This window comes from Micromonospora sp. WMMD1102, assembly GCF_029626265.1.
Classification (GTDB): Bacteria; Actinomycetota; Actinomycetes; order Mycobacteriales; family Micromonosporaceae; genus Plantactinospora.
On sequence record NZ_JARUBN010000001.1, the window covers coordinates 7,365,167 to 7,391,705 of the forward strand.

Sequence of the window (26,539 nt, forward strand, 5' to 3'; positions counted from 1 at the left end):
CGGTCGACGACCGCCGGCGGCGGACGGCGGGAGGCGAACGGCGGGCGGTCGACGGCTCAGGTGGTGATTCGGACGGTCACCGTGCCGATCAGGATCCGGTGGTCGGAGCAGGCGCCGCCGCAGCTCGTCGAGATGGCCAGCGAGTCACCGGTGTACGTCCCGGCGATCCGGTCCTCCCGTACGAAGATCATGTCGATCTTCTTGCCCTGGCCGTCCGGTCCGCTGGTGTCGCCGTCGGCGACTGTCGTCTCGCCGTAGCCGGGACTGGCCGGATCGGTGTCGTCCAGCTCCCGGTAGTCGCCCTGGTTGCCGCTGTTGCGCGGCACGTCCAGGTTGCGGGAGTACCACGGGTTCATCCGGCCGTAGTTCGGCTGGGCGTTGAAGTCGCCCGCGATGATCACCGTGTCGCCGGCCGCGTGGTAGCTCTCCACCCGGGTCAGCACCTCGCCGAGCTGGCGTTCGTTGATCTTTCCGCCGCCGATCACCTCGTTGGACGGGGTGATGTGGGTGGTGCAGAACCTCAGGTGCGGGCGGGCCTCCAGCGGGGCACAGAGCAGCTTGCGCCGCTCCGAGCTGCCGTCCGGGGCCAGCGCGAGACGGTCCGCCGGGCCCATCGGCGCCCTGCTGAAGATGGCGACCCCGAACGGCTCACCGCCGCAGGCGGTCTCGTTGTGCGCCTCGAAGCGGGAGAAGTTCTCGACGTCCTGCGGCCAGCCCGACCCCCGCAGGTTGGACTGCACCGCCTTGTACTGGCTCCAGCACAGCTCGTTCAGCGCCGCGAAGTGCGCGCTGCGGTTGCGGATCGAGTTGGCCAGCGCGCCGATCAGCCCGTTCCCGGTGGCGCCCCGGTGCATCTTCCAGCCGGCGACGTTCCAGACCCAGACGTTGTAGCTGGCGGTGACCTCGGCAGCCGAGGCCGCCGGAGCAGCCGTGCCCGCCAGCCCTGCCGGAGCAGCCGTGCCCGCCAGCGCTGCCGGACAGCCGAGGCCGGCGCGGCGGCCGACAGTGCCACCGCCGGCACCATGGCCAGCGCCGCCGCCGTGAACGTCGCGAACCCCCGCCGGAACCGCATCGCCGTCCTCCTGGTGCTCGGTCGGGAAGGAGACAGCGATGATAGGGGCCGGCGAGGGCTCGCGGAGCCGCTCGGTACATATCGGACGGACGAAAAGGACGGACGGCCGGACCGCGCGCCGGCCGCCCGGGCCCGGGTCAGACCGAGGGGATCTCGTGCACCAGTGCCGAGGCGGTCAGGGTCCTGGAGCGCACCTCGCCGCCGCCGACCGTACGCAGCTGGTAGGTGTGCTTGACGTACTCGCCGGGGCTGCCGCCGCACGGGAAGTCGATGGTGGCGGTGCCGACCGGCGGGTAGGTGTTGTAGATCCCGGGCCCGTCGACGGAGAGGGTCACCTTGTCGGCGCCGGTCACCTTCCACTCCAGGATCACCGGGACCCCGGGAACGCGGTTGACGTTCGTACCCTGGTCGCACTGCGGCTTCTGCTTGATCTTGTAGTGGACGATCGTCGGGCCGCTCGGCTTCTTGCCGGTCGTACCGCTGCCGCCGGTGTTGCCACCGCCACCCGGGTTGCCGCCACCGCCGGGGTTGCCGCTGCCGCCGGGCTGGCCGCCCTGCCCCGCCGGACCGCCGCTCGACCCCGGGGTGCCGCCCGGCCCGTCCGCCGGGGCGCTGCCCAGGCCGGCGTCACCGGTGGCGCCGGGGGCAGCGGTGGCCGGTGCCGAGGTCGCCGGGGTCGACCCGCCGGCCTCGATCGTGACGCAACCGGTCGCCGCGACCGCGATCGCGCCGCCGAGGGCGACCACCGCCGCCCGAGTCAGGTACCTGTGCATGGCCGCTCCTCCGCCACTGGAATCCCCCGACAATCCGGGGTGATCTCACGGTAGGAGACCCGGTCCGACCGACGAATCACGGTTTCGTGCCAGCCGGTCGGGTGACGCGGGAGGCCCCGGGTCAGGCGGTCGGCGAACCCTCGCGGTCGGGGGCGGTGAGTCGGCCGGCGGCGGCGAGCGCCGCGATGTCGGTCCGGTGGTGCGCTCCCGGCAGGTCGATCGCGTCGACCAGTTCGTAGGCGGCCACCCGGGCCGCGGTCAGGTCGGCGCCCACACCGGTACCCGAGAGGACCCGGCCCCCGGCGGAGACCAGCGCACCGTCGGAGGCCCGGCGGGCCGTGCCGGCGTGCACGACCCCGGGCCGGTCGGCGCCGGTGATCACGTCACCGGTACGCGGGGTGCCCGGGTAACCCGCCGAGGCGACCACCACGGTGACCGCCGCATCGGAACGCCAACGCAGCGGCGGATGCCCGGCGAGCGTGCCGGTGGCCGCCGCGTGCAGCAGCCCGGCCAGCGGCGTCTCCAGCAGTGCGAGTACGACCTGCGTCTCCGGATCACCGAACCGGGCGTTGAACTCGATCACCCGTGGCCCGTCCCCGGTGATGGCCAGCCCGACGTAGAGCAGCCCGCCGAACGGGGTGCCCCGGCGCCGCATCTCGGCCAGGGTCGGCCCGACCACGGTGGCCAGCACCTCGTCCACGGTGCCCGGCGGCAGCCACGGCAGCGGCGCGTACGCCCCCATCCCGCCGGTGTTCGGGCCGGTGTCGCCGTCGCCCACCCGCTTGAAGTCCTGGGCCGGCAACAGCGGCAGCGCGGTCTCGCCGTCGGTGACCACGAAGAGCGACACCTCGGGTCCGGCGAGGTACTCCTCGACGACCACCCGGCCGCAGCCGGCGGCATGTTCCAGCGCCGCCGACCGGTCCCCGGTGACCACCACGCCCTTGCCGGCGGCCAGCCCGTCGTCCTTCACCACGTACGGCGGGCCGAACTCGTCGAGCGCCTGTGCGACAAGCGCCGACCCGATCCCGGTGCCGGGGTTGTCGACCGTGCGCGACCGGCCCGTCGGCACTCCGGCCGCCGCCATCACGTCCTTGGCGAACGCCTTGGAGCCCTCGATCCGGGCCGCCGCGCCGGACGGGCCGAAGCAGGCGATGCCCTTGGCGCGTACCGCGTCGGCGACCCCGGCCACCAGCGGCGCCTCCGGGCCGACGACGACCAGGTCGGCCTGGACCTCGACGGCGAGCGCGGCGACCGACGCCGGATCGGTGGCCTGCACCGGCCGCAGCTGCGCGACCTCGGCGATGCCCGGGTTGCCCGGTGCGGCGATCAGCTGGTCGACGGCCGGGTCGGCGGCCAGGCCGAGCGCAAGAGCATGCTCCCGCCCGCCGCCACCGATTAGTAGTACGCGCACGGCCACCGATCCTACGGTCAGGCGTGCAAGGAAGGGCCCCCGCTTATCGCTTTTTGTTGTAGAGGGGGCCCTTCCTCACCTCGGCGGGAGCAGCTCGTGCCGGACGACGTTCTCGTCCCGGCCGGGGCCGACGCCGACCACGCTGACCCGGGTCCGGCACAGCTGTTCGATCCGCTCCAGGTAGCGGCGGGCGTTGGCCGGCAACTCCTCCTCGGAGCGGGCTTTGGAGATGTCCTCCCACCAGCCGTCCAGCTCCTCGTAGATCGGCTTGGCGTGGTGGATCGCCGTCTGGGTCATCGGCATGTCGTCGTACCGCTTGCCGTCGATCTCGTAGCCGACGCAGATCGGTACCTTGTCCATTCCGGAGAGCACGTCGAGCTTGGTGACGACCAGGTCGGTGATGCCGTTGAGCCGTACGGCGTACCGGCCGATCACCGCGTCGAACCAGCCGCACCGGCGCTCCCGGCCGGTGGTGGTGCCGTATTCCGCGCCGACCTTGCGCAGGTGCGCGCCGTTGTCGTCGAACAGCTCGGTCGGGAACGGCCCCGACCCGACCCGGGTGGTGTACGCCTTCGTCACCCCGATCACCTGGTTAATCGCCATCGGCGGGATGCCGGCGCCGACACAGGCACCGCCGACCGTCGGATTCGACGAGGTGACGAAGGGATAGGTGCCGTGGTCCATGTCGAGCATGGTCGCCTGGGCGCCCTCCAGCAGCACCGTCTCGCCCCGGTCCAGCGCGTCCCAGAGGATCGTCCGGGTCTCCGCGATGTACTGCCGCAGCCGCTCCGCGTAGCCGAGGTATTCGTCGGTCACCGCGTCCACGTCCAGCGCCTTGCGGTTGTAGACCTTGAACAGGATCTGGTTCTTCTCCCGCAGCGCGAGTTCGAGCTTCTTGCGCAGGATGCCGGGGTCGAGCAGGTCCTGCACCCGGATACCCATCCGGGCCACCTTGTCGCCGTACGCCGGGCCGATGCCCCGGCCGGTGGTGCCGATCCGGGACGAGCCGAGGTAGCGCTCGACGACCCGGTCCAGCGCCCGGTGGTGCGGCATGATCAGGTGCGCGTCCCCGGAGATCCGCAGCCGGGAGACGTCCACGCCCCGCTCCGCCAGCCCGTCGATCTCGGAGATCAGCACCTTCGGGTCGACCACCACGCCGTTGCCGATCACGATCACCGCGCTCGGCGAGAGCGCACCCGACGGCATCAGGTGCAGGGCGTACTTCTGGCCGTCCGGGGTCACCACCGTGTGCCCGGCGTTGTTGCCGCCCGAGTACCGGACGACGTAGTCGACCCGGTCACCCAGCAGGTCGGTAACCTTGCCCTTGCCCTCGTCGCCCCACTGCGCCCCGATGAGCACGATCGCCGGCATCTCTAAACCCGCCTCCAGGGGGCTCGGGTGCCAGGTGGCGACCGCGTGGCGAGCCCGAGGTGTCAGGCTAACAAAAAGTGACGACCCGGCCCGCAGAGGCCGGGCTGGCGGCAGGAGGCGACTCCCGGTGTACGACGTGGTACTGCTCACCCTCGCCCCGGGTGAGGCCGACCCGGCGGGCTGTGGCGCGGGCGGTGCCTGCTGCTCGTCCGAGGCGACGACCGACCGGGCGAGCTGCGCGGAGACTCCGCGGGTACCCGTGCTGGCCTGCGCGGACGCGCTCGCCGCGGCCGGTGCCCGGGTGGAGTCGGTGACCGCCCGGTCGGACCGGGAGATCGACGCGGTGCTGGCCCGGCTGGACGGTCCGCCCCGGCCGGACGGGCTGGACTGGCCCGATCCGGACGGCAAGACCCGGCTCGTCGTCGCTACAGCGAGCGACGCACAGTTACGCGCCGTCATGCGCCGGCTGGTCCGCCGGTACGCCCCGCCGCCGAGCCGCCGACCGGCCGACCTCGCCACCGCCCGGACCGTGCCCGACCTGCCGGCGATCGGGGTACTGCCGCTGGAGCCGAGCCGGTCGACCACCACCGGCCCACCCCGGGACCTCGCCGGGCAACTCGGCCTGCCCCGCGAACCGGCGGCGGTCGCCGCGGCCGTACTCGCCGGTCGGGTACGCCGGCTCGACCTGCTGCGCAACGACGGCGGCTCGGTCACCCTGGACGGTGCGCTGCTCGGTGCCGCCGACGACGCCGGTACCCCACTGGCCTGGCACGGTCGGGTGGAGGTGGACGACATCGTGCTCTCGGCCGGCGACGACCCGCTGTTCGCCTGCGCGATCGGCAACGCGGGCGGCTATGCCGAGCTGGGCGGGGTACGCCTGCTGTCCACGGCCGACCCGGCCGACGGCGACGTCGAGGTCGCGGTGGCCGTACCGGTGACCACCCGGTCCCGGTGGGGCCGCCGCGCCGTACGCCTCGAGGTACGCCGGGCCCGGGGCCGGGCCGTCGCGGTCACTCCCCGGGATCCGGAGGTTCCGTTCCTGGACGACGGGGTAACGGGGACGCTCAACCGGAAGCGGTCGTGGTGGATCGAGCCGGGGGCGTGGGCGGTGTACGACCACTGATCTCTTGTGGAAGGCTGTGGTGGGGACCTCCGTGCCCGGCCCGACGCCGACCGGCGGGCATATCCTCGGGTGTGTGGGGGGAGGTAGGTAGACCGTGGTGAACAGTCATGGAGACCGGGGGTACATACCCGGCCAGGTGCCGGCAGCGCCGCAGGAGGCGGAGCCGCTGTGGCCACCGGACGAGATCGTCGCCGAGCCGCGCGACGAGTCCAATCCGATCAGTTGGGCACCGACCCCACCACCGCCGCCGGACGCGACCCCGCCGGGCCCGATCTCGGGAGTGCCGCAGCCCGTCGCGCACCAGCCCTACCAGTCCACCCCGCCGGCCGTCGCACACCAGCCCTACCAGGCCACTCCGCCGGCCGTTCCGCCCGGTCCACCACCCGGGGTCCCGCCGGTCCCGCCCGCGTTCGGGCCCGTGCCGACCCCACCCGGGCCACCCGGACCGTCCGCTCCGCAGCCGCCGGTCCCGCCGGTGACCGCCATCCCCGTGCACCCGCCGGCCCCGCCCGTGCCGCCGCCCGGTCCGGCGCCGCACTCCGGGGCGGCCGAGACGCCGATGCTTTCGCCGACCCGGGTCTGGCCGACGGTCAGCCCGGGCAACCAGGGCCGGGCCTCGGTGAACACCGGTGACATCCGCCGGCCCGACACCACCGGCCGGCCCGAGACCGGTGGTGTCGACGCGACCGGCCGGGCCCGCCCGGACTCCCCGGACCGGCCGGCGACCGGCGCGGAGCAGACCGGCGGCACCGGTACGGCCGAGCCCCGGGCCGCCGGCAAGGCGAGCGTCGGCCCCGGCGCCGGCAAGGCGACGGTCGGCCCGGTGAGCCCGACCGCGGGCAAGGCGTCCGTCGGGCCGGCCGCCGGCAAGGCGGCGGTGAGCCCCCACGCGGGCAAAGCCGCGGTCGGCCCGGCCACCGGAGCGACGCCGGCCGTCCCGACGACCGGCTCCCGGGCGACCGGTTCCCCGTCGGCGTCGGCATCCCCGTCGGCGTCGGCGAACGCGTCCGCCTCAAGCGGCAGCGCGACCCCGACGAGCGGAGCCGCGTCCAGCGCCGGAGGAACGTCGACCGGTACGGGCGCGTCCACCGGCGGGCCGGCCTCCACCGGCGCAGCGGCGTCCACCGGCGGAGGATTCTCGACCGGAAGCACCGCCTCCACCGGCGGAAGTGTCTCGACCGGAAGCACCGCCTCCACCGGCGGAGGCATGTCGACCGGCGGAGGACCCTCGAGCGGCGGAGGACCCTCGACAGGCAGGGCGACCGCAACGGGCGCGGCGACGTTGACCGACGGGGGACCGGGTGGCGACGCCGGGCCTGCCGCCGGGGCGTCCGAGCCGTCGACCGGCGTCGAACAGGGCAGGACCGCGACCTCGAGGGGCGACGCTGGCGGCACCGCGGAGGCGGACCGCACCGCCGGGGCGGAGGCGGTCCAGCCCGAGGCCGGCGCGGTCGGGCAGCGGGAGACGCCCCGCGCCGCCGAACCGGCCCGGGGCCGGGCGACGCTGCCGGCCACCAGCCGCAGCCAGCCGGACGGCGGCCCGGCCCGGCCCCCCGCCGAGTCGCCGTGGGCACAGCCGCCGCAGCGGCCGGTCGCGCCGCAGCACGGCGCCCCGGTACCCGTCTCGGCGACACCGCTCCCGCCACCGCCGACGGCTCCGCAGCCGATCCAGCCGCCCATCCCGCCGCACCCCGTCTCCGGTCCCGGGCCGGCGACTCCCGGTCCCGGGCCCGGTTCGACGACTCCCGGGGCCGATCCGGCGAGCGCCTCGGCCCCACCGGTCGGCCCGTACCCGCCAACGATCAGTCCCGGGCCGTACTCGGCCACGGCGCGGCCGGTCTCGGCGTACCCGCCCGGGGCGCACCAGCCCGGACCGCCGCCAGCACCGACGGCGGGCTATCCGGCGTACCCGCCGCAGCCGGCGGACCAGCCCGGCCCGCCCGGCTACCCGAGTCAACCCGGCTATCCCAGCTATCCGCCCCCGCCGCCACCGGCATCCGCTCCGCAGTCCGGCTGGGCTCCACCGCCGGCTCCCCCGGTGCCGCCGGTTTCCTCGCACCCTCCGCACCGGGGCGTGACCGAGGTGCCGCAGCAGCCGTACGCCGAGTCAGCCGGGGTGCAACGGGTTCCGGCGCAGCCGGACGCCTATCCCGACCCGCTCTGGACACCGGACTCCGGTACGCCCACCGCCGAGGACTTCGCCCGTCGCCGGGCGGTACGCCCCGCCGACCCGGTCGCCCAGATGGGGGTACGCGCGGCGGTCAACAAGACCACGCTGGGGTTGGTGAAGCTCGCTCCGGGCCGGCACGAGCAGGAGATCAAGCAGGACATCGAGATGATCCGCCGGAACTTCGGCGGACTGCGCCAGGTGACGGTGGTCAACCCGAAGGGCGGGGCCGGCAAGACGGTGGCGATCCTGCTGCTGGCGATGACCTTCGGGCAGAAGCGCGGCGGATACGTGCTGGCCTGGGACAACAACGAGACCCAGGGCACCCTGGGGATGCGGGCGCAGCAGGACTTCCACTCCCGCACGGTGCGGGACATGCTCCGCGACCTCTACCAGTTCAAGGGGGCGCACGGCCGGGTCGGCGACCTGTCGCAGTACGTCCGTTCGCAGAGCGAGGGCATGTTCGACGTACTCGCCTCCGACGAGTCCGCGACCGGCGGCGAGATGCTCACCGCCGCCGCCTTCGCCGAGATCCGCGAGGTGGTCAGCCGGTTCTACAAGCTGATCTTCGTCGACACCGGCAACAACGTCCGGGCCCAGAACTGGCAGGCGGCGATCGACGCCACCGACCAGCTCGTGGTGACCATGTCGGCCAGGAACGACTCCGCCGAGACGGCCGCCCGGATGCTCGACCACCTGGAGCAGAGCGGTCGGCAGCGGCTCGTCCGGCAGGCGGTGACGGTGGTCTCCATGCCGCCGTCGCGCAAGGAGATCGACCTGCCGGCGATCCAGCGGCACTTCGCCGCCCGGACCAGGGCGGTGCTGCTGGCCCCGTACGAGCGGTTGATCGACACCGGCGAACCGATCCGGTACGCCCAGCTCTCGTCCGCGACCCGGGACGCCTGGCTGAAGATCGCCGCCTCGGTCGCCGAAGGTCTCTGACCCACCCGCCCAACATGATCACGTAGCGTCCGGCCGGCCAGCGCAGGCCGGACGTTACGTGCTGACGTGCGCCGTTACGTGCTGACGTGAGCTGTGCTGAGGAGGGCGGGGTCAGCTGCTGGAGAGGGCGTCGCCGGCAGCGGGGTCGCAGTCGCGGAGGAACTGGGCGCAGCGGGCCGCCTCGTCGGACTCGCCGATCTCACCCGCCGCCCGGGACAGCACGTACAGGCAGCGGAGGAACCCCCGGTTCGGCTCGTGGCTCCACGGCACCGGGCCGTGTCCCTTCCAGCCGCTGCGGCGGAGCTGGTCCAGCCCCCGGTGGTAGCCGGTGCGCGCGTACGCGTAGGCGGCGACGACCTGGCCGGAGCCGAGCGCCCGCGCGCCCAGGATCCCCCAGGCCGCGCTGAACGTCGGGTGCTGTGCGGCGACCGAGGCATACGCCTCGTCGGTGTCCGTCGCCCGCGCGGCGGCGAGTGCAGCCTCGGCCGCGTCGTCTCCGGGCAGGAGGGTGGCCGGCGGCTCGGGCAAGAGGTTCTGCATCCGCCCATTCAACCTGCTCGGCACCGGCTCCGGCGAGCCGGGGTGTCACGTCGGCTGGCTGAACGGCTGATGATCTGTCACGCGTGCGGCCGGTGCGGTCCGGACGGCCCTGGACTACAAATAGAGATCCGGAGCCTCCCCAGGACCCGGTAACAGGGAGCCCGGCGGCCTCGTGTCGCCGGGCTCCCGCCGTTTCCCGCCACCCCACGCCGGCCGGCGGACGCCGCGCGGGACGCCGCCGCCGGCCGGGGACGGGGTTGGCGGGTTGCCCGGCCGGGGCAAGATGGCAGGGTGCCCACCCCACCCCCCGCCGACGTGCTCGAACCACATGACGACACCCACGACGAGATCGAGTCACGCGCGGAACTGGATCTTCACCTCCGTACCGGCAGCCTCGCCGGGCTGACCGTGCAGGGACTCCGGCTGGATCTCGACCCGGCGCCGGAACTGAGCGGGGTCGACCTGACCGGCACCCTCTTCGCCGGGTGCCGGTTCGCCTCCCGAGAGGTGGAGGCGGAGCTGGTCCGGCGCGGCGCGACGGTGATACCCGACTTCGCGGCGCTGCCGTACCCGACGCACCCGTCCCGGCTCTACACCGCCGACGAGCTGGCTGCCGGGTTCGACCGGCACGGCTTCGCCGGGATGTACGACACCGTCGTCTACGAGCACTTCCGCCAGCACGGCGGTGCCCTGCCGGAGCTGCGGGAGGCGCTGACCCAACGGCTGCACGACCACGCCGTCGACAACGCGCTCGCCGACGCCACCCGCTCCTGGCTGGCCCGGCACGGTCCGGCCTCGGTGGTCGGGGTGATGGGTGGCCACGCGGTGCCGCGCGGCTCCTCGGCGTACCGGCTGGCCGCGACACTGGGCTGGGAACTCGCCCGGGCCGGCCGGCTGGTGGTTACCGGCGGCGGGCCGGGGGTGATGGAGGCGGCGAACCTCGGCGCCTACCTGTCGGAGCGGTCGGCGCCCGACCTCGGTGCCGCGATCGACCTGCTGGCCACCGCGCCGGACTTCACCGACCACGACCCGTACACGGCGGTGGCGCTCCAGGTGCGGGCCCGGTTCGCGCCGGCGATACCGCGGCCCCGCACCGGCACCCCCGACGACCCCGGCACCGCCAACGCCAACGCCAACGGCAACGGCAGCGGCAACGGCACGGGCACCAACGGCGCCGGCAGTGGCGGGGCCGGCAGCGGCAGTGCCAACGGACACCGGGACGCCGATCCGCACGGGTGGGCCCGGCGTGGCGGGCTGGCCATCCCCACCTGGCTGTACGGGCACGAGCCGGCGAACCTCTTCGCCGGCCGGATCGCCAAGTACTTCTCCAACGCGATCCGGGAGGACACCATCCTCCGGCTGGCCCGGGGCGGGATCGTCTTCGCCGCCGGTCGGGCCGGCACCGTGCAGGAGGTGTTCCAGGCGGCTACCAAGACGTTCTACGGGACCGACGGCGACAGCGGGCCGTACGTCTTCCTGGACAGCGCGTTCTGGACCCAGACGCTGCCGATCGAGGCGCTGCTGCGCCCGCTGCTGGCGCTGGCCGGTGGTGACCTGGACCGCTCGGTGCACGTCACCGACGACGTGCACGAGGCAGTCCAGCTGCTCACCGCCGGACCACCCGAGCCGCCCACCGGCTGACCGGCCCACCCCGGGCGCGTACCGGGACGGGGTGCGGCCGGTACGGCTGGCGGACCAGCCGTACCGGCCGCGCACCCGCCGCCGGAGTGCGGAGTACGGAGTACGGAGTACGGACTGCGGAGTGCCGGGGTTACTTGGCCAGCGTCGTACCGGTCGAGCGCAGGTGCTCGCACGCCTCGACGACCCGCTGCGCCATGCCCGCCTCGGCCGCCTTGCCCCAGACCCGCGGGTCGTACATCTTCTTGTTGCCGACCTCGCCGTCGACCTTCAGCACCCCGTCGTAGTTGCGGAACATGTGGTCCGCGACCGGCCGGGTGAAGGTGTACTGCGTGTCGGTGTCGATGTTCATCTTCACCACGCCGTAGTCCAGCGCCTCGCGGATCTCCTCCAGCAGCGAGCCGGAGCCGCCGTGGAAGACCAGGCTGAGCGGCTTGTCACCCTTGTTGTACTTGGCGCCGACCGCCTGCTGGATCTCGTTCAGGATCTCCGGCCGGAGCTTGACGTTGCCGGGCTTGTAGACGCCGTGCACGTTGCCGAAGGTCAGCGCCGCCATGTAGCGGCCCTTCTCGCCCAGGCCGAGCGCGTCGACCATGGCGATGCCGTCCTCGACCGTGGTGTAGAGCTTCTCGTTGATCGCGTTCTCGACGCCGTCCTCCTCGCCGCCGACCACGCCGACCTCGATTTCCAGCACGATGTGCCCGGCCGCCGCCTCGTCGAGCAGCTGCGACGCGATCTCCAGGTTCTCCGCCACCGGCACGGCGGAACCGTCCCACATGTGCGACTGGAACAGCGGCTCCTCGCCGCGCGCCACCCGCTCCTTGGAGATCGCCATCAGCGGGCGGACGAACTTGTCGAGCTTGTCCTTGGGGCAGTGGTCGGTGTGCAGCGCGATGTTGACCGGGTAGTTCCTGGCCACCTCGCGGGCGTACGCGGCGAAGGCCACCGCACCGGTCACCATGTCCTTGACCGTCGGGCCGGAGAGGTACTCCGCGCCACCGGTGGAGACCTGGATGATGCCGTCGCTCTCCGCGTCGGCGAAGCCGCGCAGCGCCGCGTTCAGAGTCTGCGAGGACGTCACGTTGATCGCCGGGTACGCATACCGGCCCGCCTTGGCCCGGTCCAGCATCTCGGCGTAGACCTCGGGGGAAGCGATGGGCATGTGAAACGCTCCTTACTAACCACTCTCGGCCTGCTCGGCCGCTGTCTGGATGAGAATCTCTTCCCACCTCCCCTCGCGGGCCCGTGGTCCGCCGCTGAGGGTCGATGCGCGGGCATTGCGCGGTTCAGGTGGGAAAAGAGTCGATGAATGCGCCCGGACCGCGCTGTCCTCCGCCCCGAAGTATCCCGTAGCCCGATCCCGCCACTTCAACCACCCGGCCCCGGCTCAGCGTTCGGACCGGCCCGGCCAGACGACACCGAGCAACCAGGTCACCACCGCCATCACGATCGCGCCGAAGAAGGCCGGCCAGAAGCCGTCGATGGAGAACGGCAGGTCGAACACCTGCGCGATCCAGTCGGTGAGCAGGAAGAGCAGCGCGTTGACCACAAGCGCGAAAAGCCCCAGCGTGAGCACGTAGAAGACGCAGCCGACGACCCGGATCACCGGCTTCAGCACCGCGTTGACCACGCCGAAGATGAGCGCCACCACGAGTACGGTCAGTGCGTTGTCCAGTGCGGAGCGCCCGGTCAACTCGATGCCGGGCACCACGAGGCTGGTGATCCACAGCGCCAGCGCGCCGATCACCAGCCTGACCAGGAAGCCCACCGTCTCATCGTGGCACGCGCCCCGGGGCCGGGCGGGCGGTTTAGCCCGGTCCGGCACCGGGCAGGGTGCTCCGGGTACGCGCCACCGAATCGACCCGTACGGTGGGAAACAGAGGCAGCGACCGGCAGGAGTAGGACATGGGCCAGCCCGACGAGGACTTCGCTCCCGGCGACCACCTCAGCCCCGAGGAACGCGACCCGGAGGCGCCGGCCGAGGACGCCGTCGAGCAGGCCACGGTCGCCAACCCGAACGCCGACGAGCAGTCGACCGTCCAACGCGGCCTGGAGGTCGACGAGTGGGACGCGATGGAGCAGGCCCGGATCGTCGGTACCGAGGACGACGACTACCGCTGAGCGGCCGGCACCGGTGGCTCCGGCGTACCCGCCGGCACCGCCCCGGCGGTGAGCAGCCGGTGGTAGAGCCCGGTGAGGGTCTCCGCCTGGGCCGCCCAGGTCCAGCCCGCCAGCAGCCCCGGCCGGTCGTACCCGGCCCGGTAGCGTACCGGGTCCGCGAGGACCGCCCGGACCGCGCGGGCGTAGTCGGCCACGTCCCGGGCTCGGAAGACCTCGCCCAGCCCGGTCTCCCGGACGGTACCGGCCATCGTCCTGACGTCACTGACCACCAGCGGCAGCCGGGCGTGCGCGTACTCGAAGAACTTGGTGATCAGCGCGATCTCGTGGTTGGGCCAGTGGTGGATCGGGATCGCCCCGACGTCCGCGCCGGACAGGAACGGCACCACCTGCCAGTGCGCGACGTACGGCAGCACGTGCAGCCGGTCGGCCACCCCGATCCGGCCGGCGTGCGCGACGAGCTTTCGCACGTACGGGAGGTCGGGGTTCACCACAAGTGCGGTGTGCACCCCGGGCAGTTCGGGCAGCGCGTCGACCATGGTCCGCAAACCGCGCTGTTCGGCGGCGCTGCCGCTGTAGACGACCAACGGCACGTCGCGCCCGATCCCGCAGCGCTGCCGCAGGTCCGGCACCGGGTCCCGCACCCCGGTCGGGCCGCGCTCGACGACGCGACCACGCCCGGCAGCCGGGGCGTGCTCGGCAGCGGGGGCGTTCAGCACCACCGCCGGCTGCTCGGCCAGCTGGTGCTCGGCGCGGAGCAGGTCGGCGAGCGCCTCGGAGACGGTGACCACCGCGTCGGCGTACGGCGCGTACTCGCGCTCGTGCGCCCGCATCGCAGGTAGCCAGCGGACGTGCCGCTGCCACGGCCGGATGCCCGGCAGGAACTCGTGGGCGTCCCAGACGAGCTTGACCGACCGGCCGGCGGCGGCTGCCCTGATCTTCGCTCGGGCACCCACCCCGAGCATCCGGAAGTCGTTGGCGTGGATCAGGTCCGGCGTCAGCTCGTCCAGCACCGGACCGTACGCCAGCTCGTAGTCCCACAGCCCCGGTTCCAGCCGCCGCCACGCCCCGTCGCCCATGGTCAACTGCCAGAAGAGCGTGTACGCGCGGTCCCACGGGTTGCGGTAGCGGCGGCCGTAGCGGCCCCGGTTGTGCATCTTCGTCCGGACCCAGACCCAGCGGTCGGCCACGGCGGCCAGCACCAGCCGGAGCCGGAGCAGGAGTTCCGCCGCCCGGTCACGCCGGCCGTCCCGGGCGGCCAGGACGAGCTGGGCCTCCCGGAACCGCAGGTCCGCCCGCCAGGCCGCGACCTGCTGGGCCCGGTATTCGGCGATCCCGTTCGGCGGATAGCCGAGCGGCCAGCGCAGCCAGGCCCGCCGGTACTGGTGGCGCCGCCGGAACAGCGGCTCCGGCATCGGCAGCAGCCGGACCCGGGCCCCGCCGAGCCGCCAGCTCCGCGGCTCCCCGCTCGGCGAGCGGCCGAGCAGGATCACCTCCCAGCCGGCGTCCGCCGCCGACCGGGCCTGCTTCTGCACCCGGGAGTCGCCGTCGACACCGTTGTCGACAAGCATGACGATCCGGCCCGGCCCGGCGCGACCCGTCCCGGCGTCGTCGGTCGTCATCGTTCGTCTCCGTCCCCAGGCACCGCGGTCCCCCACGCACCGCGCGACGAGTCCCGGCCGGCGAGTGTACGGCCCGATCCCGCTGACCAGGGCGATAACGGCATGACGCGAAGGTGAACACCGGACGACGGAAACCGGCCCGGCCGGGTTCAGCGGGTGACCCGGTCCGGATGTTCCGTGATCCAGTCGGCCAGGGTGTCCCGGCGGAACGCCTCGAACAGGGCGCGGCTCTCGGCCGGGTCCAGGCTCTCCACCGCACGCACCGGCCCCCGGTCCGGGTGGTACGTCCAGCCGATACCCACGGCGTCCGCCGCGGCCACCGTACGCAGCGTGCCGAACAGGTCCGGGGCGCTCATCCCAGCCAGGTCCAGGGTCAGCTGCCGGCCGAGCGCGTGCACGATCTGGGCGACCCGGATCGGGTCGAGTCCGTTGGCCGGGTCGGTGACCTGGTGCAGCAGCGCCTCGGCGAACCGCTGACCGTTGCGGTCCCGGTCGTGCGCCCCCTGCTCCAGCCGGTACCGCTGGCGGAGCAGGTCCTGTGCGGCGGCACCGTCGAGCCGCTGGCAGCCGGCCGGGAAGACCCGCTCGGTGTGCGCCGAGTCCACCTGCCTCGGCAGGCAGACCCGTACCCCGCCGACCGCGTCGGTGAGCTGGCGCAGCCCGGCGTAGGTCAGGGTGGCGGTCGCGTCGAACCGTACCCCGGTGAGTGCGGTCACGGTCCGCCCGGTCAGCGCGGCCCCGGCCGCCAGGTCGGGACGGCCGCCAGGTCGGTGGCTGCCGAGGTAGAAGGCGCCGCTCAGCTTCCCGAAACCGTGCCCGGGCACCTCGACCCCGAGGTCCCGGGGTAGCGAGACCAGGTACAGCCGGCTCCGGTCCGCCGGTACGTGCACCATCAGCACCGTGTCCGCGCGGTGGCCGTTGCGCCGGCCGTCCCCGCCGTCGACGCCGAGGACGAGGAAGTCCAGCGGCTCGGCCGGGCCGGTCGGGTCGGACGCCACCGGTGTCGCGGCGACCTGCGCCACCGGCGGCTCCCCGACGGTACGCCCGAGCGTCGGCACCGCCAGCACGCCGAGCATGGCGAGGGCGACCCCACCGAGCCGGGCGGCCCGGCGCCGACGGCGACGGCGTACCACCCGGGCGTCGATCGCCGCGCGCAACGGCCCGGCATCCGGAATCAGTGCCTCGTACCGGGTGAACGCCGCCCGCAGTTCGTCCTCGGCGGCCCGGATGTCGTCGCTCATTCAGACCTCCACGAATTCGGCACGAAGGGTGGCGAGAGCACGCGAGATGGCCGAGCGGACGGTTCCGACCGCGCAGCCGAGCACCTCGGCGATCTCGGCGTCCGGCAGGTCCTCGTAGTAGCGGAGCACGAGCGCGGCGCGCTGTCGGCGGGGCAGCCGGGACAGCCAGCTCCACACCTGGTCCCGCTCCACCGTAATCTCGGCGTGGTCGGCCCGTGCCGCCGTCGTCGTCTCGTCGGGCTCGGCGCGCAGCAGCACCCGGCGTACCCAGGAGCCGCGCTGCCAGTCGAGGTACTGGTTCGTCAGCATCCGGCGTACGTACCGTTCCGGCGCGTCGGCCCGGTTCACCCGCCGCCAGTTGAGCTGGACCCGCACCATCGTCTCCTGCACGAGATCCTGGGCGAGATGGGGATCGCCGGTCAGCATCACCGCGTAGCGCAGCAGCGCGGTGAGTCTGGAGTCGGCGAACTCCTCGTACGTCACGGGCACCTCCGGCCTCTCCTCCCTATAGACGGGAGCGCGGGACGGGAAGATTGCGGCTGGATCGAGACGACCGGCCAAATCGAGGCGACGGCTAAATCGAGGCGACGGCGGGGCGGGGCAACTGTCAGCATTGTCGACGTGTTGATCACCGTTACCACCACCCACCGCCCCGCCACCGACCTGGGCTACCTGCTGGTGAAGCATCCCGACCGGGTGCACACCTTCGGGATGCCCACCGGTACGGCGTACGTGGTGTTCCCGGAGGCCGGCACCGAACGCTGCACCGCGGCCCTGCTGCTCGACGTCGACCCGCTGGCCCTGGCCGGCGCACGGTCCCGGCGGGGAAGGTCCGGCCGGGGCGGCAACCCGACGCCGGACGGCTTCACCCTCGGCCAGTACGTCAACGACCGCGGGTACGCCGCCTCCAGCCTGCTCTCCTCCGCCCTGTCCACAGTGTTCCGGTCCGCACTGCGCGGGAACTCGAAGGACCGGCCGGAGCTGGCCGCCACCCCGATCCCGCTGGAGCTGCGGGTGCCCGCCCTGCGCTGCCGGGGCGGGGCCGAACTGGCCGGGAAGCTCTTCGCCCCGCTGGGCTGGACGGTGGCCGCCGCGCCGATCCCGCTGGACCCCGGCCGTCCCGACTGGGGCGACAGCCGCTACGTCGACCTCACCCTGACCGGCACGGTACGACTGGCCGACGCCCTCAACCACCTCTACGTACTGCTGCCGGTACTCGACGACGCCAAGCACTACTGGGTGGCGCCGGACGAGATCGACAAGCTGCTCCGGGCCGGTGCGGGCTGGTTGGCCGACCACCCGGAACGGGGCCTGATCACCCGCCGCTACCTGGCACACCGGCGGGCCCTGGCCGGTGCCGCCCTGGCCCGCCTGGCCGAGCAGCGGCTGGTCGACGAGCCGGCCGACCTGGATTCCGTCGTGGAGGGTCCGGACCGGGTGCTGGACGAGGATGCCGGACTGCCGGGCACGGTCGACCGGCAGCCGCTCGCGGCGCTGCGCCGGGCCGCCGTACTCGCCGCGCTGGACGCCGCCGGTGCCAGCCGGGTGCTCGACCTCGGCTGCGGCGGCGGGGCGCTGCTGGCCGAGCTGGTGCGCAACCGCCGGTACACCGAGATCGTCGGCACCGACGTCTCGTCCCGGAGCCTGGCGCTCGCGGAACGGCGGCTCCGGCTGGACCGGCTGCCGGCCCGGCAGCGCGAGCGGATCAAGCTGTGGCAGTCCGCGCTGACCTACCGGGACGACCGGCTGCGCGGGTACGACGCCGCAGTGCTGATGGAGGTGGTCGAACACCTCGACCCGCCGCGCCTGCCGGCGTTGGAGGCCGCGGTCTTCGGGCACGCCCGGCCGGAGACGGTGGTGGTGACGACCCCGAACGTCGAGTACAACGTGCGGTATCCGGGGCTGGCCGCGGGTGGTTTCCGGCACACCGACCACCGGTTCGAGTGGACCCGGGCCGAGTTCGCGCGATGGGCCGGCACGGTCGCGGCCGGCTACGGCTACGCCGTCACGGTCAGCGGAGTCGGCGCCGACGACCCCGAGGTCGGCTCCCCGACGCAGCTCGCGCTCTTCACCCGCAGCACGCCCCAGCCACCCCGCGGCACGCCCGAAGCCCACACCCCGCCCGACCACGGCACCACACCCGAAGCCCACACCCCGCCCGAAACCACCACCGCATCCGGAGGAGGAGGCGACCGATGACCACACTGGACATTCCCGAGCTGGCACTGGTGGCCCTGGTCGGCATCTCCGGCTCGGGCAAGTCGACCTTCGCCCGCCGGCACTTCGCGCCGACCCAGGTGCTCTCCTCGGACACCTTCCGGGCCATGGTGGCCGACGACGAGAACGACCAGTCCGCCTCGGCCGACGCCTTCGAGGTCCTGCACCACGTCGCCGGGAAGCGGCTGCGCGCCGGCCGGCTGACCGTCGTCGACGCCACCAACCTCCAGCAGCACGCCCGGGCCGGGCTGGTCACCGTGGCCAGGGAGCACGACGTACTTCCGGTGGCGATCGTGCTTGACGTGCCCGAGCCGCTCTGCTGGGAGCGGACCCGTCAGCGGCCGGACCGGACGTTCGGCCGGCAGGTGCTCGGGCGGATGCAGCGGGACCTGCGACGCAGCCTCGGGCGGCTGGAGCGGGAGGGCTTCCGCAAGGTGCACGTGCTGCGCGGCGTCGAGGAGGTCGAGACCGCCGAGATCCGTTACCAGAAGCTGTTCAACGACCGGAAGAAACTGACCGGACCGTTCGACATCGTCGGTGACGTGCACGGCTGCCGGGCCGAACTGGAGGCGTTGCTGCTCCGGCTCGGCTGGACCCTGCACCCCGACGCCGCCGGGCGGCCGGTGAACGCGACCCATCCGGAGGGCCGTACCGCGATCTTCGTCGGCGACCTGGTGGACCGGGGGCCGGACTCGCCCGGCGTACTCCGGCTGGTGATGGGGATGGTCGGCGCCGGCACCGCGCTCTGCGTGCCCGGGAACCACGAGCAGAAGCTGCTGCGTAAGCTGCGCGGCCGCAACGTCACGGTGTCGCACGGCCTGGCCGAGACGCTGGCCCAGCTCGACGCCGAGGACCCCGGCTTCGTCGCCGAGGTGTCGACCTTCGTCGACGGACTGGTCAGCCACTACGTGCTGGACGGCGGCCGGCTGGTGGTCGCGCACGCCGGCCTCAAGGCCGAATACCAGGGCCGGGCGTCCGGCCGGGTCCGCGCGTTCGCGCTCTTCGGGGAGACGACCGGCGAGACCGACGAGTACGGCCTGCCGGTGCGCTACCCGTGGGCCCGGGACTACCGGGGTTCGGCGACGGTCGTCTACGGCCACACCCCGACCCCGGCACCGGAGTGGGTCAACAACACCATCTGCATCGACACCGGCTGCGTCTTCGGCGGCCGTCTGACCGCGCTGCGCTACCCGAGCCGGGAACTCGTCTCCGTGCCGGCGGCGAAGGAGTACTACCCGCCGGTCCGGCCGCTGGGCGCCGTACCGGACGGTGTCGCCGCCGGGACGCCGGACACCGCACCGACCGGGTCGCCGGGCGCGGCACGGCTCGGGGCGGGACGGGTGGGATGGCTCGACAGCGCCGGGCGGGACGACCTCGGGCTGGACCTGCGGGACGTCACCGGGCGCCGGCACGTCGACTACGGCTACGGCACGGTGACCGTACCGGCGGAGAACGCCGCCGCCGCGCTGGAGGTGATGAGCCGGTTCGCCGTCGACCCGCGCTGGCTGCCCTGGCTGCCGCCGACCATGGCGCCCTGCTCCACCTCGACGGTCGAGGGCTTTCTGGAGCATCCCGCTCAGGCGTTCGAGGACTACCGGCGGGCCGGCGTCGACCGGGTGGTCTGCGAGGAGAAGCACATGGGCTCCCGGGCGGTGGTCCTCGTCTGCCGGGACGAGGCCGCGCCGACGACGGCGGCCGGACCGACCGGGCCGACGGCGACGCTGGCCGGCGCCGGGCCGTTCGGTCCGGGCGACGGGGTGGTCTACACCCGTACCGGGCGGCCGTTCTTCGGCGGTGCGCTGGACCGGGCGCTGCTGGCCCGGGTACGCGCCGCCCTCGGCAGTGCCGGGCTCTGGGCCGAACTCGACACCGACTGGCTGCTGCTCGACTGTGAACTGCTGCCCTGGTCGGCGAAGGCCGGGACGCTGATCCGGGAGCAGTACGCTCCGGTCGGCGCGGCGGGCCGGGCCGCGCTGCCGGCCGTACTCGACATGCTGGACCGGGCGGCCGGGCGGGACCTGCCGGTCGCCGACCTCCGGGCCCGGATGGCCCGGCGCGCCACCGACCTGGACCGGTACACCGAGGCGTACTCGGGCTACGTGCGGCCGATCGACGGCCTCGCCGGGGTGACCCTGGCACCGTTCGCCGTGCTCGCCAGCGCCGGCGCCTCGCACGCCGGCCGGGACCACGGCTGGCACCTCGGCCTGGCCGACCGGCTGCACGACGCCGATCCGGAGCTGTTCACCCGGACCGGTGGCTGGAGCTGACCGGGGCCGGCGGCGAGGGGATGGTGGTGAAGCCGTACGCCGGCTTCGGCGCCCGGGACGCCGACGGCCGGCTGCTCCAGCCGGGGCTGAAATGTCGTGGCCGCGACTACCTGCGGATCATCTACGGCCCGGAGTACGCCGAACCGGACCAGTTGGCCGTTCTCCGGCACCGGTCGTTGGGGCGTAAGCGGGGGCTGGCCCTGCGCGAGCACGGGCTCGGCCTGGCGGCGCTGGACCGGCTCGCCGAGGGCGCCCCGCTGTGGCGGCGGCACGAACTGGTTTTCGCGATCCTCGCCTGCGAGTCCGAACCGGTCGATCCCCGCCTCTAGGTACGCGTGACCGACGCCGGCCGGCGACGGTTGCCGCTGACCGGGCGATGTCGCTGCTGGTTGGCGACGGCCACGGCTGGCCGGCGGCATTCGCGGCTGGTCGGCGACGGCCACGGCTGGTTGGCGGCCGTCGCCCGGCTGGCCGGCCGAGTTGCCCGAGCAGGGCAGGCGTGCCGGAAAAGGGCCGTCCGGTCCGTTCCCGGTACGCCCGGGGCCGGCATCGCGCGGCGGCTGCCGGGAACGTCCGCCTAGACTGCTGTGGTACCCGCCACCGTGCCATGGCAGCCGCCGCCGCTGGCGGCCCCCTCACCGCGCCATGCCGAGAGTTCCGGAGGTCTCCTCGTGCCGACGCCCACCACCACGCTGGCCCTGGGTCCGGATTGGCTGGATCCGGAGTGGTTGATCTCGACTTTCGGGCTGCTCGGCATCCTGGCCATCGTCTTCGCCGAGTCCGGCCTGTTGATCGGCTTCTTCCTGCCCGGCGACTCGCTGCTCTTCACCGCCGGTCTGCTGACCGCCGACGGCCACATCACCTACCCGCTGTGGCTGGTCTGCCTGCTGATCACGATCGCCGCGATCGCCGGTGACCAGGTCGGGTACGCGTTCGGCAAGAAGGTCGGCCCGGCGCTGTTCCGCCGCCCGAACTCGCGGCTGTTCAAGCAGGAGAACCTGCTCAAGGCGCACGACTTCTTCGAGAAGTACGGCGCCCGATCGGTGGTGCTGGCCCGGTTCGTGCCGATCGTCCGTACCTTCACCCCGATCGTCGCCGGGGTCAGCGGAATGCGCTACCGCACCTTCGTGATCTACAACGTGATCGGCGGCATCCTCTGGGGCACCGGGGTCACCGTCCTCGGCTACTTCCTCGGCCAGATCCCGTTCGTCAAGGCGAACATCGAGATGATCCTGATCGGCATCGTCTTCGTCTCGGTGGTCCCGATCATCATCGAGCTGCTCCGGGCCCGGCTGGCCGCCAAGCGCGGCACCACCCCGGCCGAGCGGTCCGAGCTGGAGCACGCCGCCCAGGAGGCGCAGCGGCACCGCCAGGGCTACTGACCGGCTGGACGCCTTTCCGCACACACGCGCAGCAGCACGGAGGGCAGGCGCGCGGCCGGTCACACGCTGGTCGCGCCGCCCTCGATCCGGGCCAGGAACTCGGCGGGCAGCTCCGGCAACCCGGACAGCCGCCCGGCGACGAGCGCCTGGTAGGTCAGCCGGGCCGCCTCCTCGAGGTTGGCGGCCCGCTTGTGCGCCAGCTCCACGCTGTCGGCCAGCACCGAGCAGCCGTGCCGGCTCAGCACCAGGCAGTTGGTGCCGTCCCGGGTCGCCTCGGCGGCCAACCCGGCCAGTTCGGTGCTGCCGGGCAGCCGGAACGGCACCCGGGCGACCCGGCGCAGGTAGAAGCCGTGGTCGGTGGTGACCAGCCGGATCCGCTCGCCGAGCGCGTCGAGCAGCAGCGCGGTCTGCGGGTGCAGGTGCACGATCGCGTTGACGTCCGGCCGGACCCGGTAGGTGGCGAGGTGCAGCTCCAACTCGCTGGTCGGCAGGATCTCCCGCGCGTCGACGGCCGGCGCGCAGCGGCAGGCGCCGTCCGGAGGCCGTTGCGCGGGCAGCGTCGTACCGCCCGGGGTGCCACCGCCCGGTCCGGCCTGCCCGGTCGGCCGGCTCGGCTGTGCCGGGCCGGCGTTCGCGGGCGGCTCTCCGGAGCGGAGCGACTCGTCCGGCCGTCCCGGGTGGTCCGCGAGGACCGACCCGTCCGATATGCGGACACGGACGAAGGACGTAAGGTCAAGCCGGTCCAGCCAGGTGCCGCGAGCGGTCACCCAGCAGGAATCGCCGTCGGGCATCCGGGCGGACAGGTTGCCGCCGGAGCCGGTCACCAGACCGGTCCGGACGACCTCCCGTCCGACGTACGCGAGCTGATCCCGCAGGTCTCCGCGGAGATAGTTCACGCGTGGAGCCCGCCCCACCCCACCGCCTGAGCAGCGGCTGGACCGTCTGGCGCCGCCCTGTGCGGGCGGGACACCAGACGGGCCGGACGCTGACTCAGCGGGCCTTCTTGGTGGCCCGCTTACGCGGCGGGGTCAGCAGGTCGGCGATCGTGGCGATCGCCGTCGGCACCAACCGGTAGTAGGCCCACACGCCCCGCTTCTCCCGCTCCAGCAAGCCGGCTTCGGTGAGGATGCGGAGGTGGTGGCTGACCGTCGGCTGGGAGAGGCCGAGCGGCGCGGTGAGGTCACACACGCACGCTTCGCCCTCCGGTGCCGACTGGATCAGGCTGAGCAGCCGCAGCCGGGCGGGGTCGGCAAGGGCCTTGAGGACCCCTGCCAGCCGCTCAGCATCGGCTCGCTCGATCGGCTCGCCGGCAAGCGGCGAGATCTGAGGCATAGTCATTTCGGCCAACGCAGTTCCCACGTATTCCATCCTTCCACCAGCAGCATCGACCCGGCTGCATATCAGCAGATCCGAATCGGCAAACTTTTAGGCCACAAGGCCGAGGTCAGCCAACGTATAGGCTGCCCGGTATGGCAATCCGGTGGCTCGTACGGCGTCGCCCGCCCCACGATCAACGATAACCGCCACGCCCACGACCTCGGCTCCGGCCTCTTGTAACGCCTCCACCGCGGTGAGCACACTGCCTCCCGTGGTAGAGGTGTCCTCCACCGCCAACACCCGGCGACCACTCACCTCCGGACCCTCGATCCTGCGCTGCAACCCGTGCGTCTTGCCGGCCTTGCGCACCACGAATGCGTCGAGTCGACGCGCCGCCGCCGAAGCGGCGTGCAACATCGACACGGCGATCGGGTCCGCACCCAACGTCAGGCCGCCAACCGCGTCGTAGTTCCAGTCCTTCGTGAGGTCCAGCATGACTCGACCGACCAAAGGTGCCGCCGCGTGATGCAGGGTCACGCGCCGCAGATCGACGTACCAGTCCGCCTCACGACCGGACGACAGCACCACCCGGCCGTGTACGACGGCCAGGTCAGTGATGAATTTACGCAGGTCGTCGTGGTCGCCCATGGCCGGTAAGGGTACTGCGCCAAGGTGAGAGCCGAATGGCCGACCCGGGAGGATGGCCGTTCGCGTCGGTCTGACGGTGGCCGATGAGCCGGGAAATCGGCTACTCTCCGCACTGAATCTTGTCCGCGTCCGGGCGTCGTCGGCCCGTCCGGCGGAGTGCGGGACCGGCGAGGGTCCCCCGGATTACAAGTTTTCCCGACCGGTACGCCCGCGGGCGTCCCTGGCCACCGCCCGCCAGAGCCGGCCCGGCGTGTGCCGCATGCCGAAGACCGCCACCTTGTACTTCCAGTCCGGGACGCTCACCAGACGGTCCCGATCCAGGTCACGAAGGGCGTCCCGGACCACGTCGTCGGCCCGCAGCCACAACCAGTCCGGCGTCGTCGACATGTTGATCCCGGCCCGGTCGTGGAACTCGGTACGGGTGTAGCCGGGGCAGAGCGCCATCACGCGTACGCCCGTCGGCCGGACGGACTGGGCCACCGACTCGCTGAAGTTCGTCACCCACGCCTTGCTCGCCGGGTACGTCGACCCGGGCATGACCGGGCCGAACCCGGCAACGGAAGAGACATTTATCACTGCCCCGTGGCGCCGCTCGGTCATCCCGGGCAGGGCCGCGAGGGTCAGTCGGAGCACCGCGTGCACGTTCAGCCGGAGCAGTCGGGACTCGTCGGCAACCGTCGAGCGCAGGAAGGACCGGTTCAGGCTGATTCCCGCGCTGTTGACGAGCATGTCGACCGGCGCCGAAGCGTCGGAGAGCCGTTCCTCGACCGCACCGCACCCATCGTCGTCGGCCAGGTCGGCGGAGAGCGCCTCGATCCGGTTGCCGTGCCGGGCGGCCAGTTCCGCGGCGGTGGCCGCCAGCCGCTCGCCGTCCCGGGCCACCAGCAACAGGTCGTAGCCGTCCGCGGCGAGCCGGCGGGCGAACGCGGCGCCGATCCCGGCCGTGGCGCCGGTGACCAGGGCACGACGGCTGCCGTTCCGGTCCGCCCCGGTGCCCGGTCCGGTGCCGGGCGGGGGAACGGCTGCGGCCACTGGCTTCCTCACTCACCTCGACGACTTCGCGGGCGTACGGCGGTCGACGGTAGCCGTCGAGGTGGGCCGCGGCGCGCGTTCCACCGGAGCGGCGGCACCCGGGACTGCCCCGACCGGCGCCACCGCTCCCACAAGGTAGCCGAGCCTCCGGAATCGGAAAAGCCGTGCCGGGGTACCGGAGCTGCCCGGCCGTCCGCGGCCCCGCCAGGGCCGCGCGGCGTCGGCCGGTACGCCGGAAAGCCGGATCCCCCGGCGGCCGGGGCCGACCGGGGGATCCTCGGTGCTGCGGGAGTTCAGCTCGACGGCGGGTTGGGCGGGGTCGGGGGGTTGCCCGGCGGGTTCGACGGCGGCTGCCCGGACGGCGGGTACCCGGGATCGGTGCCGGCGCCCGGCTGCTGCCCGGCCGGCGGGTACTGCGGATATCCAGGTTCCCCGGTCGGCTGCCCCGGGTAGGCCGCACCCGGCAGTGCCGGATCCACGCCGGCCGGCTGCTTGCGGAAGAACTCGTTCGACGCGGGCAGCGCGAGCAGGATGATCGCGGCGATCAGCGCCAGCAGCGCGACGATCGAGCAGATCAGCGTGAGCGGCCCGCTCCAGGAGGGCAGTTCCGCCTCCAGCCGGCGCTGCACCTCGGCCGGATCCGGGACGTCCCCTGTGGAGCCGCCGCCGGCGCCCATCCCGGAGAAGGCCGAGCCGCCGGCACCGAGGCCGGTGCAGCAGACCCCGAGACCGGCGACCACCCAGGTGGCGATCCGGGCGCCGTTGCGGCCCTGGTTGTTCAGCAGGGCCAGCACCACCAGTGCGATGGCGACCAGCAGTTGCAGGACGGCGCTGACCACGGTGGTGCCGACGATGAAGCCGTCGGCGCCCTCGAGGTCACTACCGGCGTACGCCTCGCGGTAGACGGTGGAGACGGTTCCGACGGTGGCGAAGCTGACCGCCGCGAGGACGGCGATCAGGGCGGCCGCAAGATAGAGCAGGTAACTCGCGTTGGTGACGGTGCCCGGGCGCGGCCTCGCGGTCGGCGCGGGATTCGCTGGTTCCGACACGACTCTCCTTTTCCTGGCTCGGGTCCCCGGATCGGGGTTCCCCGGGATCGGTTGTGCGGATCGAATGTTCCCGGAGCGGAAGTCGGTTATTCCGGACCACCGTATCGGTTCGCGTCCCGTAGACCAGGGCTGAACCGCCGCCGGTCCCGGCCGCCGGCCGGCCGGGACAGCGCGCGGGCAGGGCGGTCGGCCCTGCCCGAGCCGGGCGGCCGGCGGTCAGTCCTGGCCGAGCCGGGCGGCGGCGTACTCACCGAGGGTGGTCTGGTCCATCAGGCAGCCGCTGAAGGTGGTCAGCTCGGCCCGGTCGTCCAGCAGTCCCCGCCAGGCTTCCCGAGCGGCCGCCGGGTCCAGCCGGTCCAGCAGCGTCGCCGCGTACGCCTTGCCGGCTGCCGAGCCGTTAGCCAGCAACCAGGTCAGCCGGGGACGGATCTCCGCACCCCGGTCCGGCAGTGCCGCCTCCACGGTCCGGTACGCCTCGGTCGGCACCAGCACCTGGCCCGCGAGACCCACCCCGCCGAACGCGACCACGTCGGCGTCGGCCAGCTCGCGTACCGCCGTCGTCAGGTCTTCGCGCTCTCCCGGAAACTCGCTCATGCCACCCATGGTCAC

23 protein-coding genes and 1 pseudogene are annotated in these 26,539 nt (G+C 73.3%); 7 read left to right on the plus strand and 17 right to left on the minus strand.

Annotated features, from left to right (window positions below; translation table 11 throughout):
* Positions 1-56 precede the first annotated feature (56 nt).
* From O7626_RS33430 to O7626_RS33445, 4 genes are all read right to left on the minus strand, one after another.
* Positions 57-941: an endonuclease/exonuclease/phosphatase family protein gene (locus O7626_RS33430; RefSeq protein WP_278066432.1), complete on the minus strand. Its 885-nt coding sequence runs from the start codon at positions 939-941 to the stop codon at positions 57-59.
* Positions 942-1,209: 268 nt separating this feature from the next.
* Positions 1,210-1,845, minus strand: a complete 636-nt coding sequence (locus O7626_RS33435; RefSeq protein WP_278064984.1) for a hypothetical protein — start codon at positions 1,843-1,845, stop codon at positions 1,210-1,212.
* Between the two features lie 121 nt (positions 1,846-1,966).
* On the minus strand, positions 1,967-3,256 hold the full coding sequence (gene purD, locus O7626_RS33440) for a phosphoribosylamine--glycine ligase (protein WP_278064985.1): 1,290 nt from the start codon (positions 3,254-3,256) through the stop codon (positions 1,967-1,969).
* Between the two features lie 75 nt (positions 3,257-3,331).
* Complete coding sequence (locus O7626_RS33445; protein ID WP_278064986.1) at positions 3,332-4,627, minus strand: adenylosuccinate synthase; 1,296 nt, start codon at positions 4,625-4,627, stop codon at positions 3,332-3,334.
* Positions 4,628-4,754: 127 nt separating this feature from the next.
* On the opposite strand from O7626_RS33445, the gene O7626_RS33450 reads away from it, so the two are divergent.
* A complete protein-coding gene (locus O7626_RS33450) occupies positions 4,755-5,750 on the plus strand; it encodes a hypothetical protein (RefSeq protein WP_278064987.1) in 996 nt (331 codons plus the stop codon).
* Between the two features lie 342 nt (positions 5,751-6,092).
* On the opposite strand, the gene O7626_RS33455 is transcribed toward O7626_RS33450, so the two are convergent.
* Positions 6,093-6,959 (minus strand): hypothetical protein, encoded by an 867-nt coding sequence (locus O7626_RS33455; protein ID WP_278064988.1) that lies wholly within the window; start codon positions 6,957-6,959, stop codon positions 6,093-6,095.
* A gap of 73 nt (positions 6,960-7,032) precedes the next feature.
* Here O7626_RS33455 and O7626_RS33460 point away from each other — a divergent pair, with 73 nt between their 5' ends.
* Complete coding sequence (locus O7626_RS33460) at positions 7,033-8,859, plus strand: chromosome partitioning protein (RefSeq protein WP_278064989.1); 1,827 nt, start codon at positions 7,033-7,035, stop codon at positions 8,857-8,859.
* 111 nt (positions 8,860-8,970) lie between these two features.
* Here the strand turns inward: O7626_RS33460 and O7626_RS33465 are convergent, their stop codons facing one another.
* On the minus strand, positions 8,971-9,399 hold the full coding sequence (locus O7626_RS33465; protein WP_278064990.1) for a DUF3151 domain-containing protein: 429 nt from the start codon (positions 9,397-9,399) through the stop codon (positions 8,971-8,973).
* Positions 9,400-9,690: 291 nt separating this feature from the next.
* Here O7626_RS33465 and O7626_RS33470 point away from each other — a divergent pair, with 291 nt between their 5' ends.
* Positions 9,691-11,040, plus strand: coding sequence for a hypothetical protein (locus O7626_RS33470; RefSeq protein WP_278064991.1), 1,350 nt, complete (start codon positions 9,691-9,693; stop codon positions 11,038-11,040).
* 130 nt (positions 11,041-11,170) lie between these two features.
* On the opposite strand, the gene fbaA is transcribed toward O7626_RS33470, so the two are convergent.
* Together fbaA and O7626_RS33480 are read right to left on the minus strand one after the other, a co-directional pair.
* Positions 11,171-12,199, minus strand: a complete 1,029-nt coding sequence (fbaA, locus tag O7626_RS33475; RefSeq protein WP_278064992.1) for a class II fructose-bisphosphate aldolase — start codon at positions 12,197-12,199, stop codon at positions 11,171-11,173.
* A gap of 225 nt (positions 12,200-12,424) precedes the next feature.
* Positions 12,425-12,805, minus strand: coding sequence for a phage holin family protein (locus O7626_RS33480; protein ID WP_278064993.1), 381 nt, complete (start codon positions 12,803-12,805; stop codon positions 12,425-12,427).
* Positions 12,806-12,942: 137 nt separating this feature from the next.
* Between O7626_RS33480 and O7626_RS33485 the strand changes: the two genes are divergently transcribed.
* The gene (locus O7626_RS33485) at positions 12,943-13,158 is read left to right on the plus strand and encodes a hypothetical protein (protein ID WP_278064994.1); all 216 of its coding nucleotides are present in this window, start codon (positions 12,943-12,945) and stop codon (positions 13,156-13,158) included.
* On the opposite strand, the gene O7626_RS33490 is transcribed toward O7626_RS33485, so the two are convergent.
* From O7626_RS33490 to O7626_RS33500, 3 genes are all read right to left on the minus strand, one after another.
* Complete coding sequence (locus O7626_RS33490) at positions 13,149-14,726, minus strand: glycosyltransferase family 4 protein (RefSeq protein WP_278066433.1); 1,578 nt, start codon at positions 14,724-14,726, stop codon at positions 13,149-13,151. The genes O7626_RS33485 and O7626_RS33490 overlap by 10 nt on opposite strands.
* Before the next feature lie 200 nt (positions 14,727-14,926).
* Positions 14,927-16,018 (minus strand): LCP family protein, encoded by a 1,092-nt coding sequence (locus O7626_RS33495; RefSeq protein WP_278064995.1) that lies wholly within the window; start codon positions 16,016-16,018, stop codon positions 14,927-14,929.
* Positions 16,019-16,501 carry a SigE family RNA polymerase sigma factor gene (locus tag O7626_RS33500; RefSeq protein ID WP_278066434.1) on the minus strand — a complete coding sequence of 161 codons (483 nt, stop codon included), beginning with the start codon at positions 16,499-16,501 and terminating at the stop codon, positions 16,019-16,021. It lies immediately after the preceding gene.
* 138 nt (positions 16,502-16,639) lie between these two features.
* On the opposite strand from O7626_RS33500, the gene O7626_RS33505 reads away from it, so the two are divergent.
* From O7626_RS33505 to O7626_RS33515, 3 genes and pseudogenes are all read left to right on the plus strand, one after another.
* Positions 16,640-18,217: a 3' terminal RNA ribose 2'-O-methyltransferase Hen1 gene (locus O7626_RS33505; protein WP_278064996.1), complete on the plus strand. Its 1,578-nt coding sequence runs from the start codon at positions 16,640-16,642 to the stop codon at positions 18,215-18,217.
* Positions 18,214-20,831 (plus strand): annotated as a pseudogene (locus O7626_RS33510) (polynucleotide kinase-phosphatase). The gene O7626_RS33505 and the pseudogene O7626_RS33510 overlap by 4 nt, the downstream one beginning before the upstream one ends.
* Before the next feature lie 342 nt (positions 20,832-21,173).
* Entirely contained in the window at positions 21,174-21,884 is a 711-nt protein-coding gene (locus O7626_RS33515) for a VTT domain-containing protein (RefSeq protein ID WP_278064997.1), read from the plus strand.
* A 59-nt stretch (positions 21,885-21,943) separates the two neighbouring features.
* Here O7626_RS33515 and O7626_RS33520 read toward each other — a convergent pair whose 3' ends face one another.
* The 6 genes from O7626_RS33520 to O7626_RS33545 all read right to left on the minus strand — a co-directional run bounded on the left by O7626_RS33520 (position 21,944) and on the right by O7626_RS33545 (position 26,524).
* A complete protein-coding gene (locus tag O7626_RS33520) occupies positions 21,944-22,780 on the minus strand; it encodes a class II aldolase/adducin family protein (RefSeq protein WP_278064998.1) in 837 nt (278 codons plus the stop codon).
* 94 nt (positions 22,781-22,874) lie between these two features.
* The gene (locus O7626_RS33525) at positions 22,875-23,252 is read right to left on the minus strand and encodes a metalloregulator ArsR/SmtB family transcription factor (protein ID WP_007073957.1); all 378 of its coding nucleotides are present in this window, start codon (positions 23,250-23,252) and stop codon (positions 22,875-22,877) included.
* 57 nt (positions 23,253-23,309) lie between these two features.
* The gene (gene pyrE / locus O7626_RS33530; protein ID WP_278064999.1) at positions 23,310-23,849 is read right to left on the minus strand and encodes an orotate phosphoribosyltransferase; all 540 of its coding nucleotides are present in this window, start codon (positions 23,847-23,849) and stop codon (positions 23,310-23,312) included.
* Positions 23,850-24,032: 183 nt separating this feature from the next.
* A complete protein-coding gene (locus O7626_RS33535) occupies positions 24,033-24,809 on the minus strand; it encodes an SDR family NAD(P)-dependent oxidoreductase (protein WP_278066435.1) in 777 nt (258 codons plus the stop codon).
* Positions 24,810-25,174: 365 nt separating this feature from the next.
* The gene (locus O7626_RS33540) at positions 25,175-25,930 is read right to left on the minus strand and encodes a hypothetical protein (protein WP_278065000.1); all 756 of its coding nucleotides are present in this window, start codon (positions 25,928-25,930) and stop codon (positions 25,175-25,177) included.
* 216 nt (positions 25,931-26,146) lie between these two features.
* On the minus strand, positions 26,147-26,524 hold the full coding sequence (locus O7626_RS33545; RefSeq protein ID WP_278065001.1) for a hypothetical protein: 378 nt from the start codon (positions 26,522-26,524) through the stop codon (positions 26,147-26,149).
* Positions 26,525-26,539 lie beyond the last annotated feature (15 nt).